Source organism: Micromonospora chaiyaphumensis (assembly GCF_900091435.1).
Lineage (GTDB): Bacteria > Actinomycetota > Actinomycetes > Mycobacteriales > Micromonosporaceae > Micromonospora > Micromonospora chaiyaphumensis.
Genome location: NZ_FMCS01000001.1, coordinates 1,083,447 through 1,100,870, shown reverse-complemented (window position 1 = coordinate 1,100,870; position 17,424 = coordinate 1,083,447). Strand labels below are relative to the sequence as shown.

Genomic DNA, 17,424 nt, shown 5'->3' with positions numbered 1-17,424 from the left:
CACCTTTCCGGGCGCCTCCGTCCCCCCGCGTACGCACGCCGTCGCGTGGAGGCGCCCCGCCGGGGCCCCGCGTCCCGGCCCGGTCCGAGGAGACACCGCGCACATGAGACTCATGGCCAGACGTCGCCGGACGGCGATGGTCGCCGCCACCGCCCTCGCCATCGGCGGGGTGGCCCTGCCGGCGGGCGCCGCGCAGGCCGCCCCGGCCTGCGACGTGACCTATGTGACCAGTGACTGGAACAACGGCTTCACGGCCAACGTCACCATCAAGAACCTGGGCGACGCCCTCAGCAACTGGTCGCTCAAGTTCGCCTTCCCCAACAGCGGCCAGCGGCTCGTCCAGGGCTGGTCGGCCCGGTGGAGCCAGTCCGGCAGCGAGGTGACCGCGACCAACGAGTCGTGGAACGGCAGCCTGCCCACCGGCGCGTCCACCACCATCGGCTTCAACGGCGCCCACACCGGCAGCAACCCGAAGCCGACGGCCTTCACCCTCAACGGGGTCGCCTGCAACGGCGCGCCCACCAACCAGCCGCCGACCGTCTCGCTCGGCCTGCCGAGCGGCCCGTTCGAGGCGCCGGCCGACGTGCCGCTGACCGCCACCGCCGCCGACCCGGACGGCACCATCGCCAAGGTCGAGTTCTACCGCAACGGCCTGCTGGTCAACACCGACACCACCGCCCCGTACGGCTACACCCTGGAGGACCTGCCCGCCGGCAGCTACACCGTCCAGGCCAAGGCGTACGACAACGCGAACGCCACCGCCGTCGCCGAGAAGTCCTTCACGGTCAACCCGGCCTCCGGCCCGGTGCTGGTGGCCACGCCGTCGGCGGTGAGCGTCACCGAGGGCGGCACCGCCCCGGTGAAGTTCACCCTCAGCGCCGCGCCGACCGCCAACGTCCCGGTGAGCCTCGCCGTCACCGGCGACAGCGACGTGACCGTGTCGCCCACGACGCTGACCCTGACCCCGAGCAACTGGAACACCGGGGTCACCGCCACCGTCGCGGCGGCGGAGGACGCCGACACCGCGGGCGGCACGGCCACGATCACCGCCTCGGCCACCGGCTTCGCACCCGTCGCGGTCACCGCCACCGAGGTCGACAACGACACCCCGGGCGGGGACAACGCGTACCTCAAGAAGTTCCTCGACCAGTACGGAAAGATCAAGAACTCGGGCTACTTCAGCCCCGAGGGCGTGCCGTACCACTCCGTGGAGACGCTCATCGTCGAGGCGCCCGACCACGGCCACGAGACCACCTCGGAGGCGTTCAGCTTCTGGCTCTGGCTGGAGGCCCAGTACGGCCGGGTCACCCAGAACTGGGCCCCGTTCAACAACGCCTGGACCGTGATGGAGAAGTACATCATCCCGTCGCACGCCGACCAGCCGACGGCCGGCGCCCCGGGCACCCCCCAGTACGCCGCCGAGCACAACCTGCCCAGCCAGTACCCGTCGGCGCTGGAGCCGAACGTGCCGGTCGGCCAGGACCCGCTGCGCAACGAACTCCAGTCCACCTACGGCACCGGCGACATCTACGGCATGCACTGGCTGCTGGACGTCGACAACACCTACGGCTACGGCCGCTGCGGCGACGGCACCACCCGCCCGGCCTACATCAACACCTTCCAGCGGGGCACCCAGGAGTCGGTCTGGGAGACCGTGCCGCAGCCCTCCTGCGACACCTTCAAGCACGGCGGCCAGTACGGCTACCTCGACCTGTTCGTCAAGGAGTCCAGCGCACCGGCCAAGCAGTGGAAGTACACCAACGCGCCGGACGCCGACGCCCGCGCCGTGCAGGCCGCGTACTGGGCGCTGACCTGGGCCAAGGCGCAGGGCCGGGAGGCCGACGTCGCGGCCACCGTGGCGAAGGCCGCCAAGATGGGCGACTACCTGCGCTACGCCATGTTCGACAAGTACTTCAAGAAGATCGGCAACTGCGTCGGCGCGTCCACCTGCCCGGCCGGCAGCGGCCGCGACTCGGCGCACTACCTGCTCTCCTGGTACTACGCCTGGGGCGGCGCCTACGACACGTCGCAGAACTGGTCGTGGCGGATCGGCTCCAGCCACAACCACTTCGGCTACCAGAACCCGTTCGCGGCCTGGGCCATGACCACCGTCGACGAGCTCAAGCCCAAGTCGCCGACCGCGGTCTCCGACTGGCAGAAGAGCCTCGACCGGCAGCTGGAGTTCTACACCTGGCTCCAGTCCGCCGAGGGCGGCATCGCCGGCGGCGCCACCAACAGCTGGGACGGCAGCTACGCCCAGCCGCCCGCCGGCACCGCCACCTTCTACGGCATGTTCTACGACATCGACCCGGTCTACAACGACCCGCCGTCCAACCAGTGGTTCGGCATGCAGGCCTGGTCGATGCAGCGGATCGCCGAGCTGTACCTGCAGACCGGCAACGCCAAGGCCAAGGCGCTGCTCGACAAGTGGGTGCCGTGGGCCATCGCCAACACCACGCTGGGTGCCAACTGGTCGATCCCCTCGGACATGAAGTGGACCGGCCAGCCCGCCAACTGGAACCCGACGAGCCCGCAGCCGAACACCAACCTGCACGTCGAGGTCACCGTGAAGGGCCAGGACGTCGGCGTCGCCGCCGCCTACGCCCGGACCCTCATCGCGTACGCGGCGAAGTCCGGCAACGCGGCGGCGAAGACCACCGCCAAGGGGCTGCTCGACGCGCTGTCGGCCGCCGCCGACACCAAGGGCGTCTCGATGCCGGAGAAGCGCGGCGACTACAAGCGCTTCGACGACGTCTACAACGCCGCCGACGGTCAGGGCCTCTACATCCCCTCCGGCTGGACCGGGAAGATGCCCAACGGCGACGCCATCGCCGCCGGCAAGAGCTTCCTGGACATCCGCTCGTTCTACAAGAACGACCCGGACTGGCCGAAGGTGCAGGCGTACCTCAACGGCGGCGCGGAGCCGGTCTTCAACTACCACCGGTTCTGGGCCCAGGCGGACGTCGCCATGGCGTACGCCGACTACGGCACCTACTTCCCGGCGGGGTGAGGTGACCACTCCTGCGCGGGCGGGCCCGGCCCGCCCGCGCAGGAGGCCGACCCGGGCCGAAGGGGGAACGGAGCGGCCCGGTCGGCGGGCGGCCTGACGCCCACGGTCAGGCCGGGTGGGCCGGCCGTCCGGCCGACGCAGCGGACGGACCGGCCCACCCATCCGCCCGGAGACGAACTTGCCGCGAAAAAGCCCGGGAAAATCGGCGCTCCACGGGATCACACCGTCGCCGCGGACGGAGTAACGTACTTCTCCGGAGAGGCCGCTCCCCCCGTGGCGGCCTCTCTTTTACTGTGCCGGGGCCGCGTCCGCATCGGACGGCGCCACCGGATGCCGCAGCCCCGGATGATCCGCCGGGAGCGAGCGCCGGATCACCACCCAGCTCACCGCCAGCGCCGCCGCGACCAGCGGCCAGGTCAGCGCCACCCGGGCCACCACCAGCCCGACCACCTGCCCGCCGAGCCACAGCGGCACGAACACCGCCACCCGCAGCACGTAGGTGGCCGCCCACACCCAACTGCCCCGCCCGTACGCCCGCAGCAGCGCCGGGTCGCGCCGCCACCGGCCGCGCTGGCCGAGGGCCGCGCCCACCACGACGCCGAGCAGCGGCCAGCGCACCACGATGCTGACGATCCAGGCCAGCGCGCTCGCCGCGTTGGAGACCAGTTGCAGCAGGAAGAAGTCGGTGGCCCGCCCGGTCCGCAGCGCGACGAGCGCGGCCACGCAGACGGCGAGCAGCCCGATCAGCACCGAGCGCGGCCGGTCCCCGCGCCGCCACCGCCAGCCCGCCACCGCCGCCCCGGCCAGCACCGCGGCGACCACCCCGCCCCACAGCCCGGCGGCCAGCCAGCCGACCGCGAACGCCACCGGCGGCACCGTCGCGTCCACGGCCCCGCGCCGGCCACCGAGCAGGTCGGCCAGCGACTCGGGCCGCTCCCCGGACGGCCGTTCCCGCTCCGGCGTGCTGGTCACGCGCCACCCCCTCCCGTCGCGTCCCCAACCTACGCGGAAGCCGTGGTGCTCCGACGAGCGCCGGCGCCGGACGACCGCTAAGTTGTGCGGGTGCGCGAGACGGCAAGGGGTTGGACGGCGGTCTGGTTGGTCGTGCTGGCCCTGGCCCAGACGGCCGCGTTTCTGGTGGTGTGGCGCTTCGCCGTGCACACCCAGCTCGGCCAGTGGCTGGACACCGTGGCGCTGACCGGCAACCGCATCGGCCAGGACCGCATCGACGGCCCGGTCAACCGCATCCTCAACGCCATGTCGGTGGTGTCGCTGCTGGCGGCCACCGCCATGATCGGCTTCATCGCGCTGATCCGCGGCCGGAAGGCGCTCGCGGTCACCGCCACCCTGCTCATCGCCGGCGCCAACGTCAGCACCCAACTGCTCAAGCGCTACCTGGACCGCCCCGACTTCGGCATCGACCCGGAACGGGCCGCGGCCGGCAACAGCCTGCCCAGCGGGCACACCGCCGTGGCCGCGTCCGTCGCCGTCGCGCTGATCCTGGTGCTGCCGCCGAAGCTGCGCGCGGCCGGCGCGTTCCTGGGCGCCGGCTACGCGGCCGCCGCCGGGGTGGCCACCCTCTCCGCCGGCTGGCACCGGCCCAGCGACGCCGTCGCCGCCTACCTCGTGGTCGGCGCCTGGGCCGCCGTCGCCGGGCTGGTGCTGCTGTTCTTCCAGCGGGAACAGGCCGTGGTCTCCCGGGCCGACGCGCACCGGGTCGCCGCCGCCGTGCTCGGCCTCGGCGGCGTCGTCGCCCTGGTCGTCTCCGCGCTCGCCCTGTCCTGGCTGGTCGACCGGTCCACCGTCCCCGTCGAGGAGCTCACCCGCCGCCCGCTCTTCATCGGGTACGCGGGCAGCGCGGCCGGCATCGCGGGCACGATCGCCGTGGTGTCCGCGCTGGTGCTCGCGACGGTGCACCGCCTCGTGCCCCGCTGGAAGGGCTGACCGGCCGGGATCACCGGCCGGTCCCCGGAGCGGGTCAGCGGTAGTAGGTGCCGATCGTGGTGCCGCTGGCGATCTCCCGGCCCTTGAGCGCGCGGTGCACCTCGGTGGCCTGCGGCGCGCCGGACAGGTCCAGCGGCCGGTTCAGCGCGTAGAGGCGGAAGAAGTAGCGGTGTGCCTCCTCACCCCGTGGCGGCAGCGGCCCGCTCCAGCCGGTCTCGCCGAAGCTGTTCGGCCACTCCCGGCCGCCCGGCGGCACTCCGCCCTCGGGCACCTCGCCGGTCTGCGGGGAGATCCCCGTGACCAGCCAGTGCAGGAACGGCTCCTTGCCCGCGTCCGGGTCCTCGACGAGCAGGACCAGCTCCTCGGTGGAGTCCGGCACGTCCGACCACTGCAACGGCGGTGACACGTTGTCGCCGTCCTTGGCGAACCGCCCGGGCAGCAGGTCGTGGTCGGTGAACGCGGTGCTGCGCAGCATGATGCCGGCCATTGGGCGCCCCCTCTCCTCGTCCACCGGCGCGTACCCGGCGGCCGGGCGACGAAACGGCAGTGGCAGGCTGGCCGGACGGGTACGGACCGGACGGGGGAGGACGGACGGATGGACACGGTACGGGCGGCGTTCCGCGACGAGTGCGCACGGCTGGAAGGGGTGCTGCGCGACCTCGACGCGGCGGACCTGGACCGGCCCACGCCCTGCCCGCCCTGGGCGGTCCGGGACCTGCTGGCACACGTACGCACCGGCGCCGGCCGGCTGGTCGGCATGCTCGCCGCGCCGGCCCCCGAGCGCGCCGAGGTGGACGCGGCCGGCTACTTCGGCGCGGCCAAGTTCGCGCCCGAGGTCGACCGGGACCGGATCGACGGGGCCCGGCGGGATGCGCGGGAGCTGCCCGGCGTACCCGAGGTGGCGGAGGGCTTCGCGCGGGCCTGGCGGGCCGCCGACGCGGCGGTGGCCGCCGCGCCGCCGGGGCGGGTGGTGCGCACCCGGCACGGCGACGCGATGGCGCTGACGGAGTTCCTGCGTACCCGGGTGGTGGAGGTCGCGGTGCACGGCCTGGACCTGGCCGACGCGCTGGACCGGCGGCCCTGGCTGACCCCGGCGGCGGCGGCCGTGGTGGCCGACCTGCTCACTGACGGGCCCGTCCCCGTCGACCTCGGCTGGGACGCGCTCACCCTGGTGCGCAAGGCCACCGGGCGGGTGCCGCTGACCGATGCGGAGCGGGCGGTGCTGGACCGGACCGGTTTCCGCTGGCTCTCCTTCGGCGGCTGACCGCCGCCGGTCAGCCGCCGGTGGCCGGCGCGGTGGTGCGCCGCAGGTGGTCCAGGACGACCGGGTCGATGCGGCCGGGGACGATGCGCTCCTCCAGGTTCTCGACGCCGGCCCAGGCGTCGAGCGCCTCCTCCAGCCCGGCGGCGCCGACCGGGTGGCCGGCGGCGGCCAGCAGCGCCGCGACCTCGTCGGCGACCGGGCCGGTGAGATCGAGCAGGGTGGCCGGGTCGGGCTTGCCGAAGAGCAGGGTGTGGATGTCGAGCAGGCGCCCCAGCTCGCCGACCGGGTCGCGGTGGTCGTCGACCCGCAGGTCGACCAGCTCGTCGCCGGTGCCGGCGTAGCCGCCGTGCCGCTGCACGACGAACAGGGCGGCGCTCTGCCGGCCCCGCCGGTCGCCGCCGGCCCGGTCGCCGGCGACGAGGGCGGCCAGCAGCCGCTGCGGGAACGGCAGGTCGGCCCGGCCGAGCCAGGTGTCCCGCAGCGCGTCGATGACCTCGGGGCCGGCCAGGATGTTGCCCTGTGCCGCCCAGCCGTCCCCGGACTGGCCGCCCGCCCACGGGTGGCAGCGCGGCCCCGTCCAGGTGGCGCCGTCGCCGGTGGCCCCGACCACGCCCAGCTGCCGGTCGTCGCGCCCCGGGTCGGCGGCGATCAGGCCGGCCACCACGTCCGCCGCGGGCACGCCGGTGCGCAGCATGGTGAGCCCCTGCGCGCGGTACGCCAGGTTGGCGTGGGCCTGGCTGGCGAGCGCGCCGACCTCCGCCTCGGCGGCCGGCACCAGCGCCCCGGCGGCGAGGAACTTGCTGGCCACGGCGATGCCGTGCACGAGGCCGTCGGCGGAGCGGGCGACGATCGAGAAGGTCACCCGCGGATCGTAGCGCCGGGCGCGGGTGTCGGCGGTCCCCGACCGGACCGTGGTCAGAACGGCGGGGCGGCCTCCTCGGGCGGGCGGCCCCAGGCGCGGCGGGCGTCGGCGATCGCCACCCCGAGCAGCACCAGCGGGGCGGCGAACGCCGCGACCAACGGCGTGGCGAAGGCCGCGGTCAGCGACCACACGGGCTTGAGCACCGGCATGAGCACCACCAGGACGAGGACGGCCACCCAGCGCGACGGGGACACCCGGCCGAACACCTCGTACTCGAAGCGCGCCCGCCCCAGCAGGAAGAACGCCGGGCCGCCGAGGATCATGGCGAGCCACCCGACCTGGTTGTGGCCGGTGGGGTGCTCGTTGACCAGCTCGTAGCCGATCGCGCTGGACACCACGCCGATCACCATGAGGAGGTGGGTGTCGGCGGCGGAGCGGCCGATGGTGGCCGGGTGTGCGGCCCGGGTCACGGCCTCGCCCAGGATCTGCCCGGCCCGCTGCACGTAGATCCGCCAGAGCAGCACCGAGGTGAGCAGCGCGGCGGCGAAGGCGACGGTGCGAGTGCCGCTGTCCGGGGCCCGGCTGTACGCCAGCCCGGCGATGAGGATGCTCTCGCCGAGAGCGACGAGGAAGAACTGCTGGTAGCGCTCGGCCAGGTGCTCGCCGTGGATGTCCCAGCGGGAGACGGTCGAGCGGCCCAGCCCCGGGACGGGCCAGCCGAACCGGGACGCCAGGTATTCCAGCAGGAGCGCCAGCGTCCAGAGCGTCACCCGTGGGTCGGTCGGCAGCAGGGCGCCGGTCACCCAGAGGACCCCGGTCACGCTGAAGGTGATCAGCATGCGCAGCTTCAGCTGGCGGTGCTGGATCCGGCCCAGGGTCAACAGCAGGATCCCCGGCCGGCTGACCTGCACCACCACGTACGCGAGGGCGAACGCCAGCCCCGTGGAGCTGAAGGCGCGGGGGATGGCCACCCCCATCACCATGCTGCCCACCAGCGCGATGACCACGATGACCTGGAGCCAGATGTGGTACGGGTCGTAGCGGCTCGTGGTCCAGGCGGTGCCCTGCCAGACCGCCCAGAGCGCGAGGAGCAGCAGCAGCGTCTTTCCGCCCCCGGTCACCGCCGTCCAGCCGGTCTTGCCCCCCTCCAGCGCCAGGTCCTCGAAGGCGCGGGCGGAGATCCGGGTCAGCGCGAAGACGAACACCAGGTCGAAGAAGAGCTCCAGGAACGTCGCCCGGTTCGGGCCGCTCCGCGAGGGGAGCAGGGCGGCCGGCTCCGGAATCCTCACCGCCGCCTCCCGAGCCCGGTCCACCCCATCTGGCAGTCGTAGCACCCTTTGCGGGCGGCAACGCCCGCCTCGCGCACGCGTCACCCCTGTGGCTCCGCGCGTCGCGCCGCGAGCGGGAGCCGCCGGTCAGGATCTTGCCCCGGGCGACGGCGACCGGGCACGATCGACCGGTGACGAATCGATGGGGCATGACCGTGCCGCTGGCCGGCGTCACGCTCGCCGACCACGCCGCGGTCTACGCGGCGCTCGACCGGGCCGGCTTCACCGACGTCTGGTCGTCGGAGGTCGCCGGGACCGACGCGTTCACCCCGCTGGCGCTCGCCGCCGCCTGGCAACCGCGGCTGCGCCTCGGCACCGCGATCGCCCCGGTCTTCACCCGGGGGCCGGGGCTGCTCGCCATGAGCGCCGCCGCCCTCGCCGAGGCCGCGCCGGGCCGCTTCGCGCTGGGCATCGGCGCCTCCTCGCCGGTGCTCGTCCGGGACTGGAACGCGGTGCGCTTCGACGAGCCGTTCAAACGCACCCGTGACGTGCTGCGCTTCCTGCGCGCGGCGCTGCGCGGCGAGACCGTCGACGAGGTCTACGACACCTTCACCGTCCGGCGGTTCACCCTGGAACGCCCGCCGGCCGTGCCGCCGCCGGTGCTGCTGGCCGCGCTGCGCCCCGGCATGCTGCGGCTCGCCGCCGCCGAGGCCGACGGCGTGATCCTCAACTGGCTGGCCGCCGACGACGTGCCGACCGCCCTGGCCGAGCTGGGCGAACGCCGCCCCGGCTTCGAGGTCGCCGCCCGGATCTTCGTGTGCCCCACCGAGGACGCCACCTACGCCCGGGCGCTGGGCCGCCGGCTGATCACCGGCTACCTCACCGTGCCGGCGTACGCGGCCTTCCACCGCTGGCTCGGGCGGCAGGACAGCCTCGGTCCCATGTGGGAGGCGTGGGCGGCCGGCGACCGGCGGGGCGCCTCGGCGGCGGTGCCCGACGAGGTGGTCGACGCGCTGATCCTGCACGGCACGCCCGAGGAGTGCGCCGCCCGGGCCCGCCTTTACGTGGACAACGGCGTGGACGTGCCGGTGCTGGCGCTGCTGCCCACCCCGGAGCTGACCGCCGGCGGCGCGACCGCCTGGGCGGGGCTGATCCCGCGGCTCGGCGTGACCGGAGGGGAGGCGGGCTGAGATGAACCTGACCGACCGCGTGGCCGTGATCACCGGCGGGGCCGGCGGCATCGGGGCGGCGCTCGGCCGCCGGTTCGCCGCCGAGGGCGCGGCCGCCGTCGTCCTGGCCGACCTGGATGCCGGGGCGGCGCGCGCGGTGGCCGAGGGCATCGGCCCGGTGGCGCACGGCGTCGGGCTCGACGTCACCGACGAGGCGCAGGTGCGGGCGCTGGTCGACGAGACCGAGCGCCGCTATGGCCGGATCGACCTGTTCTGCGCCAACGCCGGGGTGGCCACCGGCGGGGGAGTGGAGGCGCCCGACGCCGACTGGGACCGCGCCTGGCGGGTCAACGTGCTGGGGCACGTGCACAGTGCCCGGGCGGCGCTGCCGGCGATGCTCCGCCGCGGCCAGGGCTACCTGCTCTTCACCTGCTCGGCCGCAGGGGTGCTGACCGCGGTGGGCGACGCCCCGTACACCGCGACGAAGCACGCCGCGGTGGGCCTCGCCGAGTGGCTCGCCATCACCTACCGGGACGCCGGCGTCCGGGTCAGCGCGCTCTGCCCGCAGGGCGTGGACACCCCGATGCTCGCCGGGGGACTGGCCGAGGGGCACCTGGGCGCCCGGGTGATCGCCGCCTCCGGCGCGGTGCTCACCCCCGAACAGGTCGCCGACGCCACCATCGCGGGGCTGGCCGAGGAGCGGTTCCTCATCCTGCCGCACCCGGAGGTGGCCGCCTACGCCCGCCGCCGCGCCGAGGACCCCGACGGCTGGCAGGCCGGGCTGCGCAAACTCGTCCGCAAGCTGCGCGCGGCCGACCAGTAGGTGCGGCGGGCGCGGTCAGCGGCGCCAGCGCAGGGGGCCGGGGTGGACGGTCCACAGGAGACGATGCCAGCGCGAGCGGGTGGCCCGCAGAGCGGTGACGTAGGCGGTGGCCACGACCGCCGCCCGGTCGCCCTGGGCCGGCGTGGCCGTGCCGGGGGCGAACGCCACCTGGTTGAGCAGGCCGGCCAGTTCGGCCACCTCGACAGCCACCGGCGCCTGCCCGGCCTGCGCCTCGGCGAGGGTGCGGCGGGCCCGGTCGGCGACCTCCGCGGCCGCCAGGTCCGCGCCGACCGGGTGGCCGGCCAGCCGCAACGCGTCGGTCAGCTCCCGCCAGGCGCCCGCGATCCGGCGGCCCGGGTCACCGTGGATCAACCGGCCGCGGCTCAGGTTGCGGCGCAGCACGGCCAGCACCAGCAGCAGCACCGCGACCAGCAGCACCAGGCCGCCCACGCCGCCGCCGACCAGCACCGGCGTACCCAATCCGGCCTGGCCGCCGCGGCGGTCGGGGCCGGCGGCCGCCGGCGGCGTGGCCGTGGGTTCGACGGTCGGCGCGGGCACCTCGGACGGGGGCGGGTCCTCCGGCTTCGGCCGGAAGTCCTCCTCCACGGGGCGCGGCTCCTCGTCCGGGCGTGGCATCGGGTCGAACGGCACCCAGCCGACGCCCTCGAACAGCACCTCCGGCCACGCGAAGGCGTCCGCCGCCCGGACCGGCCCGTCGGCCTTCGGCTCGAAGCCGACCACCACCCGGGTGGGCAGGCCGGCCAGCCGGCCCAGCACCGCGAACGCCGCCGCGAACTGCTCGGACGTGCCGCGCTGCCCACCGCCGTTGCGCGGCCCGAACAGGAAGAACGCCAGGTTCGGGTACGCGTGCCCGCTCGGCGCGTCCGCGGTCACCCGGTAGTGCTCGGCCAGGAAGTCCGCGATCGCGGCCGCCCGGGCGTACGGGGCGCCGTTCTCCTCGGCGAGCTGGGTGGCCAGCCGGCGCACCTGCTCCGGCGCGCCGTCGGCCACGCGGAGCACCCGGGCCACCGCGTCGCCGGCCGGCACGTTCGCCGTGCTGACCAGGTTCAGGTCCGGCCGCTCCTGGGCCGAGGCGACCGTGTACCGCAGCCCCGGCGCCAGCCCCTCCGGCCGGATCAGCGTCCCGGTCTCCGGGTCGTACGCCACCCGCGCGCCGGTCACCTCGCGCGGGGTCGGCACCGCGGGCAGCAGCCGCCCGGTCAGGTCGGCCACGGTGATCTCCTGGCGCACCGGGTCGGTGGTGGTGCCCGGCACCGGCTCGGCGGCCGGCAGGATCCGCCCCGCGTTGCGGTACGTGGCACCGACCCGCCAGGTCACCCCGTCGTAGTCGCTGAGCACCGCCAGCCGGATCCGCGGGGGCGCGCCGTCCGCCGCGCCTCCCTCGGTGCGCACGTCGAGCAGCTTCTGGTCCGGGTTCAGCGCCCACCCGGAGATCCGGATCAGCGGGTTCTCGTCCAGCGACTCCACCTGCGGCGGCTCGACGTAGCGGCGCGGGTCGACCGGGCGGTCGTCGACCTGGCCGGCCACCACCGGGGCGAGCAGCGCCGCGAGGGCCACCACCACCGCCACACCGGCCGTGCCGGCCGCGAGCAGCCGCAGCCGCACCGCCGCGCGCACCGCCGGGGCCAGGCCCGCCACCGGGTCGGCGCCAGCCGGGCCGGGACGCCCGCCGGGTACCGCCAGCCCCACGGCGGCGACCGCCGCGAACAGCACCGTGGGCCCGACCGCCGGACCCGCGTTCGGCCCGACCACGTAGAGCGCGCCGGCGTAGAGCAGCACCGGCGGAAGGTAGCCGAGCAGCACCCGGCCGGCTCGCAGCGCCACCTCGGCGGCGGCCAGCCCGGCCAGCCAGGCGGCCACCACCGGGACCAGCACGGTGTCCGGGGCCGGCTCCACCGGGATCATCGCGGTGAGCAGCCGGGGGATCGCGTTGCGGGCGGCGTCCGCCGCCACCTCGCCGAGGCCGCCGGGCACCGCCGCGTGGGCGGCCGCCAGCCGCAGCGACAGCAGTGCCCAGCCGGCCAGGGCGGCCACCGACAGCGGCGCCACCAGCCAGGACGGCAGCCGCCGGGCGGCCACGCTGACCAGCACCGAGCCGACCGCCGCGCCGGCCGTCAAGCGGGTCAGCAGCGGGTCCGCGTAGACCCGGCCGAGCACCACCCCGCCCAGGGCGATCATGACGATCAGCGCCAGCGGCACCGGCACGGCCCGCAGCACCCGCGCCACGGCACCCGGACCGCCACCGGCCGGCCCGGCCGGCGCCTCGACCGCCGGGCGCGGCGGGGTCACGGTCACCACCGGCGGATCCCGTCCCACTCGGCGGCGAACTCGGCGCCGTCGGCCGCGTCCACCACCACGAGGCCCGCCGCGCCGGCCGCCGTCGGCTCCGCCGCCCCGAACATCCCGACCACCACCGACGGGTACGCGCGGCGCACCGCGCCCACGTGCCCCAGGTCGCCGCGGGCGCCCGGCCCGGTGAGGAAGACCAGCGTGTCGCCGAGCCGCTCCTGCCGCAGCCGGCCCAGCGCGGTACGCAGCACGTCCTCCCCACCGTCGGCCAGCTCCGCCGCGGCCAGCCGGTCCAGCGGCCCGTGCGCCTCGGCCGGCTCGTCGACGGGCGGAGCGACCAGCAGCAGGCTCACCGGTAGGTCCTCCCGGGTCGCGGCGGCCACCACCGACGCCGCCGCCTCGCACCCCGACTCGAACGACTCGGCCACCCCGCCGGACCGGTCCGGGTGGGCGGCCGCCCGGTTGTCCAGCACCACCACGAGCCGGGGCAGGCTGGTGTCCACGTTCTCCCGCACCATCAGCTCGCCCACCCGGGCGCTGGTCCGCCAGTGCACCCGGCGCAGCTCGTCCCCGACCACGTACTCCCGCAGCGAGTCGAAGGTGATCGAGCCGTGCGGCACGCTGTCGGTGCGCCCGTCCAGGCTCCGGCCGGCGCCCGTCGGCACCGCCGACAGCGGGTGGATGCGCGGGTGCACCCACACCGGCACCGGATCCCCGTACGCGCGGGCCAGCGCCACCAGCCCCAGCGGGTCGCGCCGGGTCACCCGCAGCGGCCCCACCGGCACCACCCCGCGCCGCCGGGTCGGCACCGGGTAACGCAACTCGGTGTCCCGCCCGGGACGCAGCCGCAGCAACGGCACCGGCACCAGCCGGCCGCCGCACCGGTCCTCCGCCACCAGGTTCGCCGCCCGCAGCCGGCCGGTGTTGCGCACGGTCAGCACCATGGCCGCCGGCTCACCCCGGGCCACCCGGTCCGGGTCGGCCACCCGCTGCACCGTCAGCCGGGGCCGCCAGGCCGCCGTGACCAGGGCGTACCCGACCGCGACGCCGGCCGCCGCGCCGAGCACGGCCAGCTCCGGGTACGCGTACCGGAAGCCCACGCCGAGCAGCACGACGGCGGCCACGAGCAGCCCGACACCCCGGGCGGTGATCCCCACCGCTCAGCCGTGGACCGGGGCGGGCTGCCCCGACGGCAGCGGCACCGGCACCGAGGCGACCGCTTGGCGCAGCACGTCGGCCGGGGTCACCCCGCGCACCTGCGCGTCCGGGGTGAGCAGCAGCCGGTGCGCGAAGACCGGCTCGACCAGCGTCTTCAGGTCCTCCGGCATGATCCAGCCCCGACCGTCGATCAGCGCGTACGCGCACGCCGCCCGGGTCAGCGCGATCACGCCCCGGGGACTGACCCCGACCCGCACCTGCGGGTGGGTGCGGGTCGCCGCGGCCAGCCGCACCGCATACGCGTAGAGCGGCTCGGCGATGTGCACCCGCCGGGCCATCTTCACCATCTCCCCGACCGTGGCCGTGTCGGTGACCGCGGTGAGCGAGTCGGGGGAGCGGAGCGTGGCGCCCCGCAGCACCTCGATCTCGACGGCCTCGTCGGGGTAGCCGACGGAAAGCTTCACCAGGAACCGGTCGAGCTGGGCCTCGGGCAGCCGGTAGGTGCCGTCCATCTCCACCGGGTTCTGGGTGGCCACCACGAGGAACGGCTGCGGCACCGGGTGGCGTACGCCGTCCACGGTGACCGTGCGCTCCTCCATGACCTCCAGCAGCGCCGACTGGGTCTTCGGCGAGGCCCGGTTGATCTCGTCGGCGATCACGATGTTCGCGAAGACCGGCCCCGGGTGGAACTCGAAGCCCCGGGTGGCCTGGTTGAAGATGGTCACCCCGGACACGTCGGAGGGAAGCAGGTCCGGGGTGAACTGGATCCGCCGCCACTGCCCCTTGACGGTCGCCGCGACCGCCCGGGCCAGGGTCGTCTTGCCCACCCCGGGCACGTCCTCCAGCAGCACGTGCCCCTGGGCGAAGAGGGCGGTCAGCGCCAGCCGGACCACCTGCGGCTTGCCCAGCACGACCGCGTTGACGTTCTCGGCCAGCCGGGCGGCCAGGGCGGCGAAGCCCTGCACCTCCGGCTGGGTGAGCGGTTCGTGGGTGTTCACGTGCGGGGTGCTCCTCGGTGCGCGGCGCGGTCAGCAGGTGGGCAGGAGGTTGATGTTGTCGCCACCCTCCAGGTTCAGCCAGGCCCACGGGATGTAGTCGCGGCCCCGGCTGTGGTCCACGCGGATCCACCAGGTGCTGCGCTTGTCGTTGTTGTAGATGTACGCGTAGACCTCTTCGCCCTGCTTCTTGCAGTACGCCTTGAGCCGGGCACCGTTGGGCTCCCAGCCCGCCTGCTGGGCGTTGTCCTGTCGCGTCACCGCGAAGATCTCGTTGCCGTTGCGATCCCCGGGAACGTCCCGCGTGCAGTAGGACGCCTCGGCGCCGGACGAGCCGTTGCGGCAGGTGGCGATCCCGTAGAGCGCGTCGGTGCTCTGCGCCCGGGTCGCGGTGCCCTTGCCGGCCGCGTTGGTCGCCGTCACCGTCACCGTGTAGGCCGTGCCCGGCGTCAGGCCCGTCACCCGCAGGCTGGAGCAGCTCCCGGTCGCGGGCGTCTCCCCCGGGACGGTCGCCGAGCAGGTCGCCCGGCCACCACCCGCGTCCACGGTGAACGTCACCGTCACCGAGGTGGCGTCGGCCGACGAGCCGGTCATCGTGACCCGGGGCGCGGCCACCGTGCGGGCCGTGGTGCTGGCCTCGGCGCCCGGACCGGCCTCGTTGACCGCCTTCACCTTGACCGTGACGTTCTGCCCGTCACCGAGCCCGCCGATCGTGGTCCGCACATCGGTCACCTCGGTGGTCTTCCCGGCGGCCTCCACCACGTACTTCGTCACCGGCCGGCCGTTGTCCACCGCCGGCGCCCACTGCACCGCGATGGTGCCGGGCTGGTCGGCCACCGTGGACGCCTGCAGCTCGGTCGGCGCGGCCGGGGCGGTGAACGGCACCACCGTGTTGCTCACCGGCGACGCCTTCGATCCGGCGCCCTTGTCACTCACCGCGATCACGGTGAAGGCGTACTGCGTCCCGTACTCCAGCTGGCCGGCGGGGATGACCAGCTCGGTCTTGGCCGAGTCGCCGGCCGGGGCGGTCGCGCCGGCGGAGCTGGCGGTCACCGCGTACTTCGTGACGGTGTTGCCCTGGCCGTTGGCGGCCGGCCACTTCACCAGCACCGTGCCGTCCGGTCGGGCCTCCGCGGTCACGCTGGCCGGTGGGTCCGGCACGGCGGCGGTCGGCGTGACCGGGTTGCTCCGGCGGGCCGGCCCGTCACCCTTGGCGTTCACGGCGTACACCGCGAACGTGTACGTCTCCCCGTTGGTCAGCCCGGTGATCTCCAGGGCGCGCTGGTTCGCACCCACCTCGTGGCGCTGGCCGGCGCCCTCCACCACGTACCGGGTGATCTCGGCGCCGTTGGACGCGGCCGCCTGCCAGCTCACCCGCGCCGACGCGTTCCCCGCGGCGGCGGTCACCGCGCGCGGCGCGCCCGGCTTGCCCACCTTCGGCTTCTTCGGCGGGGGCGGCGGTGGGGGAGCCGGCGGCGGGTCGCCACCGAGCACGTCGTTGGCGTACTTGTTGACCTCGCGGACCTGGTTCCGGTCGTCCACGACCTGCGCGGTCGACGAGTTCGGCGGGTTGATGAAGAGGTGGTTCTCGCGGACCTCCAGCTCCATCGGCCCGGGCCGCCCGGAGCCCTTGATGGTGTCGACGAGCTGCCCGTTCGCGTCGAAGGAGTAGACCGTGCCGGTGGTCTCGTCGGCGCAGTAGAAGCGGCCCGCCCAGGCCACCGCCGGGCTGAGCTCCCCGCCCGCACCCGGCACCGTGAACCGGTGCACCTCGGCGGAGTCGCGGACCACGTGCACCTTCCGCTCGCCGCTCACCGTGACCGGCACCTGCGGGCCGGTGGTGCGCGTCGGCAGGCTGCCCGGGGCGGTCATCGTCAGGTTGGCCCGCTCCGTCCGGCCCGCCCGCACGCTGACGAGCGAGGCGGAGGTGCGGTCGAGCACCGCGACGCCGTCGTCCAGCGTGGACACCACCAGCTCGTGGGCCGGCTCGGCCACCTCGTACGTCTCCACCCGCTTCGGGCTGAGCCCGCCGGGCGGCGCGTCGCCCGGCGTGGCGGGCAGCTCCGCGGCGGTGACCGCCGAGACGGTGCCCTCGCTCGGCACCGCGATCCACAGCTTGCCGGCACCGTCGAACGCCCCGCCCGTGATGCCCGGCGGGTAGCGCACCGGCTCGCCCACCGGGGTCAGCGACCGCGGGTCGAGCTGCCGGACGATGCCCTGCACCGCGTCGACCACGAACGCCGCGTCCTCGTGCAGCGCGACGCTCACCCCGAGCCCCGGTGCGGTCGGCGTGGTCGCCGTGATCTGGAGGGTGGCCAGGTCCAGCGAGCTGACCTGGCCGGTGTTCAGGTCGCGCAGGATCAGCAGCCGGTCGGTCTGGGCGACCTGCATCTGGTGCCGGCGACCCCCGGGCACCTCCATCCGCGTGTCCACCCGGGCGGTGACCCCGTTGACCCGGGCCAGCTCGCTGCGGCTGGTGCTCCACAACCAGGAGGAGGCGTCGTAGTTGGCCACCGCGTTGTCGGCGGCGCCCAGCCCGAGCACGGTCAACCCCATGGCCGCCAGCAGCGCGGCCACGGTGCCGATGGTCACCAGGCCGCCCCGCATCCGGGACCGGGGGC

Annotated in this window: 13 protein-coding genes; 5 read left to right on the top strand and 8 right to left on the bottom strand. The window is 75.2% G+C overall.

Going from position 1 to position 17,424, the window contains the following annotated elements:
* Positions 1–112: 112 nt before the first annotated feature.
* On the top strand, positions 113–3,010 hold the full coding sequence (locus GA0070214_RS05170) for a glycoside hydrolase family 48 protein (protein WP_208602664.1): 2,898 nt from the start codon (positions 113–115) through the stop codon (positions 3,008–3,010).
* A gap of 288 nt (positions 3,011–3,298) precedes the next feature.
* On the opposite strand, the gene GA0070214_RS05165 is transcribed toward GA0070214_RS05170, so the two are convergent.
* Positions 3,299–3,982 carry a DUF3159 domain-containing protein gene (locus GA0070214_RS05165; RefSeq protein WP_091259465.1) on the bottom strand — a complete coding sequence of 228 codons (684 nt, stop codon included), beginning with the start codon at positions 3,980–3,982 and terminating at the stop codon, positions 3,299–3,301.
* Positions 3,983–4,066: 84 nt separating this feature from the next.
* Here GA0070214_RS05165 and GA0070214_RS05160 point away from each other — a divergent pair, with 84 nt between their 5' ends.
* Positions 4,067–4,954, top strand: a complete 888-nt coding sequence (locus tag GA0070214_RS05160) for a phosphatase PAP2 family protein (RefSeq protein ID WP_208602638.1) — start codon at positions 4,067–4,069, stop codon at positions 4,952–4,954.
* A gap of 34 nt (positions 4,955–4,988) precedes the next feature.
* On the opposite strand, the gene GA0070214_RS05155 is transcribed toward GA0070214_RS05160, so the two are convergent.
* Positions 4,989–5,441 carry a YbhB/YbcL family Raf kinase inhibitor-like protein gene (locus tag GA0070214_RS05155; RefSeq protein WP_091259464.1) on the bottom strand — a complete coding sequence of 151 codons (453 nt, stop codon included), beginning with the start codon at positions 5,439–5,441 and terminating at the stop codon, positions 4,989–4,991.
* A gap of 108 nt (positions 5,442–5,549) precedes the next feature.
* Here GA0070214_RS05155 and GA0070214_RS05150 point away from each other — a divergent pair, with 108 nt between their 5' ends.
* Positions 5,550–6,218: a maleylpyruvate isomerase N-terminal domain-containing protein gene (locus GA0070214_RS05150; RefSeq protein WP_091259462.1), complete on the top strand. Its 669-nt coding sequence runs from the start codon at positions 5,550–5,552 to the stop codon at positions 6,216–6,218.
* A gap of 10 nt (positions 6,219–6,228) precedes the next feature.
* Here the strand turns inward: GA0070214_RS05150 and GA0070214_RS05145 are convergent, their stop codons facing one another.
* Complete coding sequence (locus GA0070214_RS05145) at positions 6,229–7,080, bottom strand: DUF1028 domain-containing protein (protein ID WP_091259460.1); 852 nt, start codon at positions 7,078–7,080, stop codon at positions 6,229–6,231.
* A gap of 53 nt (positions 7,081–7,133) precedes the next feature.
* On the bottom strand, positions 7,134–8,369 hold the full coding sequence (locus GA0070214_RS05140) for a low temperature requirement protein A (protein WP_091259920.1): 1,236 nt from the start codon (positions 8,367–8,369) through the stop codon (positions 7,134–7,136).
* 188 nt (positions 8,370–8,557) lie between these two features.
* Here GA0070214_RS05140 and GA0070214_RS05135 point away from each other — a divergent pair, with 188 nt between their 5' ends.
* Together GA0070214_RS05135 and GA0070214_RS05130 are read left to right on the top strand one after the other, a co-directional pair.
* The gene (locus GA0070214_RS05135; RefSeq protein WP_091259458.1) at positions 8,558–9,538 is read left to right on the top strand and encodes an LLM class F420-dependent oxidoreductase; all 981 of its coding nucleotides are present in this window, start codon (positions 8,558–8,560) and stop codon (positions 9,536–9,538) included.
* A 1-nt stretch (position 9,539) separates the two neighbouring features.
* Positions 9,540–10,340 (top strand): SDR family oxidoreductase, encoded by an 801-nt coding sequence (locus GA0070214_RS05130; RefSeq protein WP_091259456.1) that lies wholly within the window; start codon positions 9,540–9,542, stop codon positions 10,338–10,340.
* A 15-nt stretch (positions 10,341–10,355) separates the two neighbouring features.
* Here the strand turns inward: GA0070214_RS05130 and GA0070214_RS05125 are convergent, their stop codons facing one another.
* From GA0070214_RS05125 to GA0070214_RS05110, 4 genes are read right to left on the bottom strand one after another with little or no spacing between them, the layout of a single operon-like run.
* On the bottom strand, positions 10,356–12,677 hold the full coding sequence (locus GA0070214_RS05125; RefSeq protein WP_091259455.1) for a transglutaminaseTgpA domain-containing protein: 2,322 nt from the start codon (positions 12,675–12,677) through the stop codon (positions 10,356–10,358).
* Complete coding sequence (locus tag GA0070214_RS05120) at positions 12,653–13,807, bottom strand: DUF58 domain-containing protein (RefSeq protein ID WP_091259453.1); 1,155 nt, start codon at positions 13,805–13,807, stop codon at positions 12,653–12,655. The genes GA0070214_RS05125 and GA0070214_RS05120 overlap by 25 nt, the downstream gene beginning before the upstream one ends.
* 3 nt (positions 13,808–13,810) lie before the next feature.
* Positions 13,811–14,806, bottom strand: a complete 996-nt coding sequence (locus GA0070214_RS05115; protein ID WP_091259451.1) for an AAA family ATPase — start codon at positions 14,804–14,806, stop codon at positions 13,811–13,813.
* Positions 14,807–14,836: 30 nt separating this feature from the next.
* A complete protein-coding gene (locus GA0070214_RS05110) occupies positions 14,837–17,410 on the bottom strand; it encodes a fibronectin type III domain-containing protein (RefSeq protein ID WP_167364203.1) in 2,574 nt (857 codons plus the stop codon).
* Positions 17,411–17,424 lie beyond the last annotated feature (14 nt).